This is a genomic window from Actinomadura parmotrematis (assembly GCF_019458805.1).
GTDB lineage: Bacteria > Actinomycetota > Actinomycetes > Streptosporangiales > Streptosporangiaceae > Spirillospora > Spirillospora parmotrematis.
Genome location: NZ_JAIBOA010000025.1, coordinates 70,538 through 82,048, shown reverse-complemented (window position 1 = coordinate 82,048; position 11,511 = coordinate 70,538). Strand labels below are relative to the sequence as shown.

General features: G+C 74.4%; 12 protein-coding genes. 6 read left to right on the top strand and 6 right to left on the bottom strand.

All coding sequences use genetic code 11. The features are described from left to right. The first annotated feature begins 102 nt into the window (after window positions 1–102). The gene (locus K1Y72_RS30110; RefSeq protein ID WP_220169890.1) at window positions 103–324 is read left to right on the top strand and encodes a hypothetical protein; all 222 of its coding nucleotides are present in this window, start codon (window positions 103–105) and stop codon (window positions 322–324) included. A gap of 2 nt (window positions 325–326) precedes the next feature. Here K1Y72_RS30110 and K1Y72_RS30105 read toward each other — a convergent pair whose 3' ends face one another. Then, the gene (locus K1Y72_RS30105; protein ID WP_258574125.1) at window positions 327–926 is read right to left on the bottom strand and encodes a TetR/AcrR family transcriptional regulator; all 600 of its coding nucleotides are present in this window, start codon (window positions 924–926) and stop codon (window positions 327–329) included. A 167-nt stretch (window positions 927–1,093) separates the two neighbouring features. Further along, the gene (locus K1Y72_RS30100; protein WP_220169889.1) at window positions 1,094–1,771 is read right to left on the bottom strand and encodes a uracil-DNA glycosylase; all 678 of its coding nucleotides are present in this window, start codon (window positions 1,769–1,771) and stop codon (window positions 1,094–1,096) included. A 197-nt stretch (window positions 1,772–1,968) separates the two neighbouring features. Between K1Y72_RS30100 and K1Y72_RS30095 the strand changes: the two genes are divergently transcribed. After that, window positions 1,969–3,420, top strand: a complete 1,452-nt coding sequence (locus tag K1Y72_RS30095) for a WS/DGAT/MGAT family O-acyltransferase (protein WP_220169888.1) — start codon at window positions 1,969–1,971, stop codon at window positions 3,418–3,420. Here the strand turns inward: K1Y72_RS30095 and K1Y72_RS30090 are convergent. Beyond that, window positions 3,407–4,387, bottom strand: coding sequence for a hypothetical protein (locus K1Y72_RS30090; RefSeq protein WP_220169887.1), 981 nt, complete (start codon window positions 4,385–4,387; stop codon window positions 3,407–3,409). The two genes, K1Y72_RS30095 and K1Y72_RS30090, sit on opposite strands and share 14 nt — an antisense overlap. 35 nt (window positions 4,388–4,422) lie before the next feature. Between K1Y72_RS30090 and K1Y72_RS30085 the strand changes: the two genes are divergently transcribed. From K1Y72_RS30085 to K1Y72_RS30075, 3 genes are all read left to right on the top strand, one after another. Then, window positions 4,423–4,992: a helix-turn-helix domain-containing protein gene (locus K1Y72_RS30085; protein ID WP_220169886.1), complete on the top strand. Its 570-nt coding sequence runs from the start codon at window positions 4,423–4,425 to the stop codon at window positions 4,990–4,992. 19 nt (window positions 4,993–5,011) lie between these two features. Next, on the top strand, window positions 5,012–6,307 hold the full coding sequence (locus K1Y72_RS30080) for an MFS transporter (protein ID WP_308287288.1): 1,296 nt from the start codon (window positions 5,012–5,014) through the stop codon (window positions 6,305–6,307). Window positions 6,308–6,390: 83 nt separating this feature from the next. Next, window positions 6,391–7,197, top strand: coding sequence for a hypothetical protein (locus tag K1Y72_RS30075; RefSeq protein WP_220169885.1), 807 nt, complete (start codon window positions 6,391–6,393; stop codon window positions 7,195–7,197). 40 nt (window positions 7,198–7,237) lie between these two features. On the opposite strand, the gene K1Y72_RS30070 is transcribed toward K1Y72_RS30075, so the two are convergent. From K1Y72_RS30070 to lpdA, 3 genes are all read right to left on the bottom strand, one after another. After that, the gene (locus tag K1Y72_RS30070) at window positions 7,238–8,038 is read right to left on the bottom strand and encodes a tyrosine-protein phosphatase (RefSeq protein WP_220169884.1); all 801 of its coding nucleotides are present in this window, start codon (window positions 8,036–8,038) and stop codon (window positions 7,238–7,240) included. A gap of 44 nt (window positions 8,039–8,082) precedes the next feature. Continuing rightward, window positions 8,083–8,928, bottom strand: a complete 846-nt coding sequence (gene ddaH, locus K1Y72_RS30065; protein WP_220169883.1) for a dimethylargininase — start codon at window positions 8,926–8,928, stop codon at window positions 8,083–8,085. Between the two features lie 229 nt (window positions 8,929–9,157). Further along, window positions 9,158–10,546 (bottom strand): dihydrolipoyl dehydrogenase, encoded by a 1,389-nt coding sequence (gene lpdA / locus K1Y72_RS30060; RefSeq protein ID WP_220169882.1) that lies wholly within the window; start codon window positions 10,544–10,546, stop codon window positions 9,158–9,160. A gap of 128 nt (window positions 10,547–10,674) precedes the next feature. Between lpdA and K1Y72_RS30055 the strand changes: the two genes are divergently transcribed. Then, window positions 10,675–11,181: a hypothetical protein gene (locus K1Y72_RS30055; protein ID WP_220169881.1), complete on the top strand. Its 507-nt coding sequence runs from the start codon at window positions 10,675–10,677 to the stop codon at window positions 11,179–11,181. Window positions 11,182–11,511: the final 330 nt, after the last annotated feature.

Sequence of the window (11,511 nt, the reverse complement as noted above, 5' to 3'; positions counted from 1 at the left end):
CCGCACCGGTATCGCAACGCCGCGCCGCCACGGTACGGGGGTCGCCGTCCCGGCGGCCGCCCGCATCAGGCGGGCGTCCCTGCCCCTACGGGAGCGTTTTCGATGAACTCGCGCGCTGTGGCCCACCAGATCACCGAAGCCGGGCTGCGGACGGTCGCCACCGTGCCCATGGCGGTCGTCGCCGTCGTGCTGGTGCCCGTCCTGCTCGCCGTCGCCTTCGTCCTTGTCCGCGGCTCACTGAGGGCGGAAGCGCCCGACCGGTACGCCCTACAGCTCGTGCAGCGGCTGGCGGGGCTGGTGCGCGCGGCCCGCCGGGGAAGGTGAGGTCAGCCGCGCAGGCCGTTGAGGAACAGGTCGACGTAGTGCTCGCCGACCTCCTCGGCCTTCAGCGGGCCGCCGGGCCGGTACCAGGCGCCGATCTGGTGCAGCGAGCCGAAGAAGAAGTGCGCGGCGACGTCGGCGGGGGTGCGGGTGCCGAACGCGCCCTCCCGCTGGCCCTCCTCGATCAGCGCGCGGAACCGCTCGTGGTAGCGGCGGCGCTCGGCGCGCACGGCCTCGCGGCGGTCGGCCGACAGCAGGTGGGTGGAGCGGAAGAAGACGGTGAGGTCGTCGAGGTAGAGCAGCGAGGTGTGCAGCACGTCGCGGGCGGCGGCGCGGAGCCGCTCCGCGGCGTCGCCGGGGCCCTCGGCGATCTCCTCCAGGCGGCGCATCTGCAGGCCGAGCAGCCGGTGGTAGATCTCGTAGAGGAGGTCGTCCTTGGCGCCGAAGTAGTGGTACATGGCGCCCTTGGTGACGCCGGCGGCGTTCACGATCTCCTGGACGGAGGTGTTCTCGTAGCCCTTCTCGGCGAACATGCGGGTCGCCACGGCGATCAGCCGGTCCGGAAGGGGGAGGTGGCCCAGCAGCCCCGCCGTCGCCTGCGCCAAGGTGCACCTCCGGTCAGCGGGCGCGGCCCGCCCCCGGGTCGCCGTCCGCGCCTCAGCCTACCGGGCGGGAAGGCTTTTCACCGGAGACTCGGCCGTGATGTTCGGAACAGCGAGACCGACCGGTCGTTATGGCGAAGTCGCCACAGCGGTCAGCGTCGCGGAATGGCTCAGGGCAGTTTCCAGTCGACGGGGGCGGCGCCCTGGCGCTGGAGCAGCTCGTTGGCGCGGCTGAACGGCCGCGAGCCGAAGAACCCGCCGTTGGCCGACATCGGGCTCGGGTGCGCGGACTCGATCGCCGGGACGTCGCCGAGCAGCGGCCGCAGGTTGCGGGCGTTGCGGCCCCACAGGATCGCCACGAGCGGGGTGCCGCGCGCCGCGAGCGCGCGGATCGCCTGCTCGGTGACCTCCTCCCAGCCCTTGCCCTGGTGGGAGTTGGGCTTGCCGGGGCGTACCGACAGCGCCCTGTTCAGCAGCAGGACCCCCTGGTGCGTCCACGGGGTGAGATCGCCGTTGGAGGGAGCCGGCACGCGCAGGTCCTGCCGCAGCTCCTGGAAGATGTTGATGAGGCTGCCCGGCAGCGGCCGCACGTCGGGGGCGACCGAGAAGCTGAGGCCGACGGCGTGGCCGGGCGTCGGGTAGGGGTCCTGCCCGACGATCAGCACCCGCACCTCGGCGAAGGGCTGCTGGAAGGCGCGCAGGATGTTCCCCCCGGCCGGCAGGTAGCGGCGGCCGGCCGCGACCTCGGCGCGCAGGAAGTCGCCCATGGCGGCGATCCGGCCCTCGACCGGGGCGAGCGCGGCGGCCCAGCCCGCCTCGACGATCTCATTCAGTGGACGTCCCGTCATGGCGCTCCAGCCTAGTGAGCCCGGTGGCGCACGGTGACGGACATGTCGAGATCCGCACGGCCGGGCGCCCCGACGAATCGGACGGAACGCGGCGTTAAGTCCGCGTTACTTAACTCTGCGGCACATTGACCTACTCCGGAGTAGTCCGTAGTTCCTGGAGGAGCAGGGACGGCCCGGACGAGACGAACAGGGCGATCATGAGCCAGCTCAGCACGGTGGACGCGACCTTCCTCAACGCCGAGACGAGCACGACCCACGCGCACATCGCGGGGCTCGGGGTGGTCGACCCGTCCTCGTGCCCGGGGGGCCGCCTCACCGTGGAGGCGGCGGCCCGGCTGATCGGCGACCGCGCGCACCTGGCCGCCCGGCCGCTCCGCCGCCGCCTCGTGCAGGTCCCGCTCGGCCTCGACCGCCCGTACTGGGAGGACGATCCGGACTTCGACCCGGCCCGCCACATCTCCGAGATCGCGCTCCCGGCGCCGGGCGACGACGCCCAGCTCGCCGACGCGGTCGCGATGCTGCACGAGACGCCGCTGGACCGCTCCCGACCCCTCTGGGAGCTGGTGCTGATCCAGGGCCTGGCGGGCGGCCGCGCCGCCGTCTACATCAAGGTCCACCACGCCGCGATCGACGGCGTCATGGCGGCCGAGACGCTCGCCGCGCTGCTGGACCTCACGCCCGAGCCGCGCGAGCTGCCCGCCGACGAGCTGCTGCCGCAGCGCGCCCCCGGCAGGGTCGGGATGCTCCGCGACGGCCTGCTGAAAACGGCGCTGTACCCCGTGCAGAGCGCCCTGTCCATGGCACGCCAGGTGCCCTACCTCGACGAGGTCCCCGGCATGGCGGCCGTGCCGGGAGTCAGCCGGGTGTCGGCGTTCGTGCAGGGCGCCATCGGGCAGAGCGCGACGCCGCGCGCCCCGCGCGTCAGCGCCCCGCCGACCCCGTTCAACCGGCCCATCGGGCGAGGCCGCGCGGTCGCGTTCGGCGAGCTGCCCCTCGCCGAGATCAAGGAGGTCCGCGCGGCGCTCGGCGGCAGCGTCAACGACGTCGTCATGGCGCTCTGCGCGGCGGCGCTGCGCACCTGGCTCGACAAGCGCGGCGAGCTGCCCGCCTCGCCGCTCGTCGCGGGCGTCCCGGTGTCGCTGCGGCGGCGCGGCGCGGCCGGGGACGCGGACGCCGGCAACCAGGTCTCGATCATGTCGGCGCCGCTCGCCACGCACGTGGACGATCCGGCCGAGCGCTACGCGGCCGTCCGCGCGGACATGGACGGGGCGAAGCGCCGCTTCGCGACCTCCCACGGCACGTGGGTGCAGGACCTCGCCGGGCTCGTGCCCGCGCCGCTCGCCGGGCCGGTGACGCGGCTCGCGCTGTCGGCGCTGCCGCCCGCCGGGGTGCGCCCGATGAACCTCATCGTCTCCAACGTGCCGGGGCCGCAGTTCCCGCTCTACCTGTGCGGCGCGCGGGTGCTCGGCTACTACCCGGTCTCGGTGGTCACCGACGTCAGCGGCGGCCTCAACATCACCGTCTTCTCCTACGACGGCACGGTGGACGTCGGCATCGTCGCCTGCCGCGACCTGGTCCCCGACCCCGCCGAGCTGATCGACCACCTGGCCGACGCGCTGGACGAGCTGCGGGCGCTCACCCGGGAGTGATCCCGAGCGGCCGCCGGTGCCGCCGGGCGAGCGCGAGGACGGCGGCGCCGGCCGGCTGCATCGGGCCGGGCGCCGCGCCGCCGAGCGGCACGAGCCGGACCGTCCCCTCGTCGTTGGCGGCGGCGCCCGTCGCGGCGAGGTCGCCGAACAGCTCCGCGAACGCCGCGTCGTCGAAGACCGCGACCGTCAGCAGGTCGGTCGCGAACGTCAGCGGGTCGACGCCGAGGCCGAGGCACCACACCCGGACGCGGCCCGCGTCGCGCGCTCGCGTCATCGCGGCGTGCAGGACGGGGTCCTCGCCCTCGGGGTTGCCGAGCAGCTCCTCGCCGGCCTCGCGGACCAGGTTCGACCAGAGGTCCAGCGGCGACGGCGGCTGGAACACCCCGACCGGCACCACCTGCCAGAGGCCGCCCGCGTGCGCGACCTTCGCCGGGTCGCGCCAGTGCAGCGCGCAGCGGCCGGACGCGGTGACCGCCAGCGTCGAGATCGCGAGGACCGCCGGGCGCCGCGCCAGGTCGCGCGGGTCGCCGACGCGGTCGCGGACGGCGCGCCCGCCCGCGGCGAGCTCGTGCGCGGCGGACTGGCCGACGTTGACGGCGTCGAAGTAGCGGCCCGGCCCGAAGCGCAGCACGCCCCCGCCCGCCCGCAGGTCGGCGGCGAGCAGGCGGTAGGCGGGCCGGTCCTCGAAGACGGCGGGCCGGTCGAGGGCGGCCCGCGCCTCGGCGTAGGTGCGGTGGCCGTCGGGCAGGCCGTCCGGGGGGTCGGCGACGGCGGGCGGCGCCGGATCGGGCTCCCACTCCAGCCGCACCGCCTCCAGCGGCACGGGCCCGGCGGGCGTCCACTCGGGGCGGGTCAGCAGGGACGTCCCGGCGGCGCGGGGCAGGCCGGGGTAGCGCGCGGCGGCGATCCGGCCGAACTCGGCCGGGCGGGCGCGCAGGTCGGCGTGGACGTCCGGCCAGGTCCGCATGGCCCCATCATGCCCGGCTCTGATGTGCTGTACCGATGAGCGAGGACGTACTGGCGGGCGTCGGGGACCGGCTGCGCGCGCTGCGGCGCGAGCGCGACCTCACGCTGGCCGCGCTGGCGGAGGCGACCGGGATCTCGGTGAGCACGCTGTCCCGGCTGGAGTCGGGCAAGCGGCGGCCGACGCTGGAGCTGCTGCTGCCGCTCGCCCGCGCCCACCGGGTGCCGCTGGACGAGCTGGTCGGCGCGCCGCCGACCGGCGACCCGCGGGTGCGCCTGGAACCGCGCGTCACCGAGTGGGCGACGGTGCTGCCGCTCACCCGCCGCCCCGGCGGCGTGCAGGCGTACAAGATGATCCTGCCGGCCGAGCGGAACCGGCCCGAGCAGCGCACCCACGAGGGCTACGAGTGGCTCTACGTGCTGAGCGGGCGGCTCCGGCTGGTGCTCGCCGAGCACGACCTGACCATGGGGCCGGGCGAGGCCGCCGAGTTCGACACCCGGCTGCCGCACTGGTTCGGCGCCGTGGACGGGCCGGTGGAGCTGCTCAGCCTCTTCGGGCCGCAGGGGGAGCGGGTGCACCTGAGGGCGCGGCCCACCGCGCCTGGTTAATCCCATATGCTGGTTAAACGTGGCTAAAGAGCAGAATGTCGCGATAGCGGAACCGGCGCCCGTCCGGCCCACCGCCCCCGCCGCCGCCTGGCTGGTCTGGGGGACCGGCGTGGCCGCCTACGTCGTCGCCGTCCTGCACCGCACCTCCTTCGGCGTCGCCGGCCTCGACGCGGTGCACCGCTTCGACGCCTCCGCCGGCATCCTCGCCACCTTCACCGTCCTCCAGCTCCTCGTCTACGCGGGCCTGCAGATCCCCGTCGGCCTGCTCCTCGACCGCGTCGGCGCGCGCGCCATGGTCGTCGCGGGCGCGCTCGTCATGGCCGCCGGGCAGGGCCTCCTCGCGGTCGCGACGAGCGTCCCGGCCGCCGTCGCCGCGCGCGTCCTGGTCGGCGCGGGCGACGCGATGACCTTCATCAGCGTGCTGTCCATCGCGGTGCGCTGGTTCCCCGGCCGGCAGATCCCGCTCGTCACCCAGCTCACCGGCCTGCTCGGGCAGCTCGGCCAGGTGCTGAGCGCCGTCCCGCTCGTCGCGCTGCTGCACGGGCCCGGCTGGACGGCCGCGTTCGGCTCGGCCGCCGCCCTCGGCGCGCTCGTCGGCGTCCTCGCCCTCGCCGTGCTGCGCGAGCCCCCGCACGCCCCGCCCCGGCCGAAGGCGCCCTCGCTGCGCGACGTCGGCCGCGACCTCGCCGACGCCTGGCTGCACCCGGGCACCCGCCTCGGCCTGTGGACGCACTTCGTCACCCAGTTCTCCGCCAACACCTTCGCCCTCATGTGGGGCTACCCCTACCTGGTGTCGGGGCAGGGCCTCAGCCCGGCCGCCGCGTCCACGCTGCTCACCGTGTTCGTGCTGGCCACCGTCGTCGCCGGGCCGATCGTCGGGCGGCTCGTGGGCCGCTACCCGCTGCGCCGCTCGCGGGTCGTGCTCGGCATCACCGCCATCGTCGTCGCCGCCTGGACGGTGACGCTCGCCTGGCCGCCGCCCGCGCCCGGCTGGCTCCTCACCCTGCTGGTCGTCTGCGTCGCGCTCGGCGGCCCCGGGTCGATGGTCGGGTTCGACTTCGCCCGCACCTTCAACCCCGCCCACCGCCAGGGCACCGCGACCGGCATCGTCAACGTGGGCGGCTTCGTCGCCTCCCTCGTCACGATCCTGCTCATCGGCGTCGTGCTGGACGCCCTGTCGCCCGGCAAGGAGTTCACGCCCGCGGCGTTCCGCGCGGCCTGGACCGTGCAGGCGCTCATCTGGGCGATCGGCGTCGCGGGCGTGCTGCGCACCCGCCGCCTCGCCCGCCGCGTCCTCGCGGCCGAGAGCCGTTGAACGGGACTTCCGCAACAAATAAGATCGAAATGCTCGGGGCTGGACGATCCGGACGATGACCCGCCGTTCGTAGGGAGCCGCCCATGACCGCAGCCGTCACGCCCGTCCCGCTCGGGATGCCGGTGGCCACCTACGCCTGCGTCGTCGCGCTGGTGCTGTTCGCCGCCTGGGACGGCCTCCGCTCGCTCGGCCCGCGGGCCGGCTGGATCGGGCCGCTCGGCACCGCCGTCGCCTTCGGCGGCGTCTTCCTGGACCGGCTCTGGGTGAGCCTCCTCGGCCTCGCCGCGTCCGCCGCCGCCCTCTGGCTCGGCCGCCTCGCCCGCGCCACCGGCCTCGACCCCGTCGACCTGCTGCGCCGCGGCGCGGCCGAGCCCGCCGAACCCGCCCGCCCGAACGGCGTCCCCGAGCGCTTCGAGGCCGCCGGCCCGCGGCCCTGGCCCGCGCGGACGGTCCCGGCCGCCGCCGTCCTGCTCTGCGGCGCCGCCGGCCTCGCCCTCTGGCGGCCGTCCACCGCCGTGGCGGCCGTCTGGTCCGCCGTCGTCCTGCTGCTCGCCGCGTCCTCGCTGCTGCGCGCCGCGGGCAGCCGGCGCCTCGTCAGCATGGACCGCCTCGGCGTGACCGTGCACCGCCCCGGCGGCCTCCGCCTGCACTGGAGCGACCTGTCCGAGGCGCGCCTCACCGGCGAGGGCGAGGAGCGGACGCTGCGGTTCGTCGCCCACGACAACTGGCGCATCGTCCAGGAGACGCGCGGCCTCGCCCACCTGTCCACCGCCCGCGGCCTCCGCCTGCACGAGGCGCCCCTCTGGGTGGCCCAGGGCGAGCTGGACGTCCCCCTCGACGACGTCCTCGCCGCCGTCGAACGCCTCAGCTCCCTGCCGGTGCACCGCTGAGCAGCCGCCCGCGCAACCGCTCGACGAGCGCGTCGCCCGCTCAGCCGGTGACGACCAGGGCGTCGCGGAGGCGGGCGAGCGCGGCGCCGTCGGCCGCCAGGCCGTCGGCGAGGTAGGCGTCGAAGGTGCCGAAGCGGGCCGTGACCTCGTCGAACGCGGCCTCCAGGTACTCGGGGCGCTGCTCCAGCAGCGGGCGCAGCAGCTCGGGGTCCTTCATCAGGCCCGACTCCCCGAGGTGGCCGAGCAGCTTCGCGTAGCTCTCCCGGTGGTAGTCGTTGGAGCGCAGGTAGTCCGCCATGATCGTGTCGGGGGAGGCGCCCAGGGCCGTCAGGACGATCGCCGCCATCCAGCCCGTCCGGTCCTTGCCCGCCGTGCAGTGGAACAGCAGCGGCAGCGACCCGGCGTCCGCGACGAGGCGGAGGGCGGCGGCGAACTGCGCCCGCTCGCCCGGCTCGGCGACGAAGTCCCGGTTGATCCGGATGAGCGCCTCCGCGGTGCGGCCGCCGCCGAACACCTCCTGCTGGCGGGCGTGGTCGCCGCTGCCGATGACCTCGTAGAACAGCTCCAGGCTGCCGCCGCCGACCGGCAGGTCCACGTAGCGGGCCCCCTCCGGCAGGCGGTCGGCGCCGTTGGTCGTGATCTCGTGCGGGGTGCGGAAGTCCACCACGGTGCGCACCGGCGCCAGCGCGCTGAGGTCGGCGCCGGTCAGCTTGTCCAGCGCGTCGGCCCGCAGCAGGCGGCCGGGCGCGACCGTGCCGCCGGCCACCGGCAGGCCGCCGAGGTCGCGGACGTTCTCGGCGCCGTCGAGGCGGATGTGACCGTGCTCGTCATCGAACTGCATGCGCCCATCGTCGCGCATCGTGCCACGTCCGGGGGCGCCGGCCGTCAGGCGCGCAGCTCCAGCGTGCAGCACTTCGGGCCGCCGCCGGCCTTCCGCAGCTCCGACAGATCCACCGGGACGGGCCGGTAGCCGCGCTCCTCCAGCGCCGCGATCAGCCCGGACGCCTCGGCGTTCACCACCACGTTGCGGCCGTCGGACACCGCGTTCAGGCCGAGCACGGCCGCGTCCGCCTCCGACGCCAGGAGCGCGTCGGGGAACAGCCGCTCCAGCACCGCGCGGCTGCCGGACGAGAACGCGCCGGGGTAGTAGGCGACGTTCTCGCCGTCCAGCGGGAACAGCGCGGTGTCCAGGTGGTAGAAGCGCGGGTCGACCAGGCGCAGCGTCACCACGGGGCGGCCCAGGTGCTCCTGCGCCTCCTGGTGCGCGGCGAGGTCGGTGCGGAATCCCGTTCCGGCGAGGATCAGCCGGTCCATGGTGAGGAAGTCGCCCTCGCCCTCGTTGGTGTGCGACGGCGCCAGGACGTCCGCGAAGCCCGCCGCGGCCAGCCACGCCGAGTACGCCGGGCCCTCGGCGGCCCGCTCGGGGTGGGTGAAGCTCGCCCCGTACACGCGGCCGCCGACGACGAGCGCGCCGTTGGCGGCGAACACCATGTCGGGCAGCCCGGGCAGCGGGTCGATCAGCTCGACGGTGTGGCCGAGTTCGAGGTAGGCGGCGCGCAGCGCCTCCCACTGGGCGACGGCGCGGGCGGTGTCGGCGCCCGCCGCCGGGTCCATCCACGGATTGATCGCGTAGGTGACGGCGAAGTGGTCGGGCCGGCACATCAGGTAGCGGCGGCGCAGCGCCGTCCGCTCGGGCTGCAGCGGGACGGACGGCTCGATCGACACGGTCATGCGGGCTCCCGGAAGGCTGGTGATGATCGAAAGCCTAGGGAGCGGGGGACCGGCCGGTCGATCCCTCGGAATTGCGCTGACCTGCACGTTCGTTGCTCGTCGCGGGCCGCGCGCGGCGATTCGTTGCGCGCGTCGTCGCACGGGTCGTCGCACGGGTCGTCGCACGCGTCGTCGCACGCGTCGTCGCACGGGCCGCCCCGGCGGGGCCGGGGCGGTCCGCGCGGGCGCGCTACAGGTTGATCATGTGGCCGGCGAGGCCGTGCACGGCCTCCTTGACGGCCTCGCCGAGCGTCGGGTGGGCGTGGATGTTGCGGGCCACCTCGTGCACGGTGAGGTCCCACTGCTGCGCGAGGGTCAGCTCGGGCAGCAGCTCGGTGACCTCGGGGCCGATCAGGTGCCCGCCGAGCAGCTCGCCGTACTTGGCGTCGGAGACCAGCTTGACGAACCCGTCGCCCTCGCCCATGCCGAGCGCCTTGCCGTTGGCGCTGTAGGGGAACTTGGCGACCTGGACGTCGTAGCCCTTCTCGCGCGCCTGCGCCTCGGTGTAGCCGAAGCTCGCCACCTGCGGCTGGCAGTAGGTGGCGCGCGGGATCATGACGAACTCGATCTCCTGCGTCTCGGCGTCCGCGATGGTCTCGGCGGCGACGATGCCCATGGCCTCGGCGGCGTGCGCCAGCATCAGCTTGGCGGTGACGTCGCCGATCGCGTAGATGTGCGGGACCGACGTGCGCGAGCGGCCGTCGACGTCGATGGCGCCGCGCTCGGTCAGCTTCACGCCGGTCTTCTCCAGGCCGTAGCCCTCGACGTTCGGGGCGAAGCCGATGGCCTGCAGGACCTTGTCGGCCTCCAGGACGCGCTGCGACCCGTCCTTGGCGGTGACGGTGACCTTGACCTTGTCGCCGGAGTCGTCGATCGCGTCGACGCGGGTGGAGGTGAGCACCTCGACGCCGAGCTTGCGGTAGCGCTTGGCGAGCTCCTTGGAGACGTCGGCGTCCTCGTTCGGCAGCATCCGGTCGAGGAACTCGACGATGGTGACCTCGACGCCGTAGTTGCGGAGGACGTAGGCGAACTCCACGCCGATGGCGCCCGACCCGGCGATCACGATGCTGCCGGGCAGCTCGGCGCTGAGGATCTGCTCCTCGTAGGTGACGACGCGCTCGGACAGCTCGGTGCCCGGCAGCAGCCGGGTGTGCGCGCCGGTGGCGATGATGCAGTTCTCGAAGGTGACGGTCTGGTCACCGACCTGGAGGGTGTTCGGGTCGGTGAAGGTGCCCCGCCCCTCGAACGTGGCGATCTTGTTCTTCTTCATGAGGAACTGGACGCCCTTGACCAGCTTCTCCGACACCTGGCGGCTGCGCGCGTGCGCCACCCCGTAGTCGAAGGAGACCGGCCCCTCGGTGACGATGCCGTACTTGTCGGCCTCCTTCGTCACGATGTGCGCGAGCTCGGCGTTGCGCAGGAGGGCCTTGGAGGGGATGCAGCCGATGTTCAGGCAGACGCCGCCCCAGAACTTCTCCTCGATGATGGCGGTGCTCAACCCGAGCTGCGCCGCCCGGATCGCCGCGACATATCCACCGGGACCGGAGCCCAGGACCACGACGTCAAAGTGATTGCTCATATTGGTCAACGATATTCGGCGCAAGAGGGTGCTTGCATCTCGAACGCCGCGGCGGGCCGGGGCGGTCGTGACCGGCTGTTATGGTTTCGTGCTGGTTCCGACGCCGTTCCGTAGGAGGAGAAAGACGAGTGCGGATTCCCAAGCCCGTCAACGCCGCCCTGGACTGGGCGGAAGGCCACCGCAAGGCGCTGGCCGCGGTCGTCGCCCTGATCCTGGCGGCCGCCGCGGTCCTGGGAGCCCCGCCGGCCGTCGGCTACCCGGTGGCCGCGTTCATCGTGGGCCTCGCCGCCGGCGGGTTCTGGGTCCACGTGCGGATGGCCAGGCGGGTCGCCCGCGTCCGCGCCGAGGTGGACGACCTGCTCCGCCAGAACGGCGCGCTGCGCCACCGCAACAACGTGCTGGCCAGCGGCGTCATCACCCGCGAGTCGCAGGCCACGCAGGCGCTGCTGTCGATCCCCGAGGGCGACGGCACGCTGCGCGTCGAGGCCGACCCGCAGCGCACCCAGCAGCTCCCCGAGATGCCCGAGGCGGCGGATGAGGCGGCGGGCGAGGCGGGCGATCCGCAGCGCACCCTGCCCGAGGCGGTGGACGCGCGGGACGCGCAGGCGGGCGAGAAGGACGGCGCCGGCCGCTGAGGCCCGGCGGGGCGGTCCCCGCGAGGTAAGGATCACAGGCCGCGTCGCACCCGGCCGGACGGCACGGGTGCGGCGCGGCCATCCTTTTCTCTCCCTCGATCACGGTCCGCTGCCTGCGCGGACAGGCCGTGACGGCCCTCCCGGTCCGGTACGGGTGTGACGCGGGTGGCGTCGAGGGGAGGGAGGTAAGCCAAGTGTTCCGTTGTGATCAAGCGATCACGGTGGGTAGCGTCTTGGTCATGTGCGGGAGCGCCCGTGGGGCGTTCTTTGCGATGGCTTCCCCCTTCACCTATGACGAGCCCCCCGGGGCCTGACCGGAATCGGTGGTGC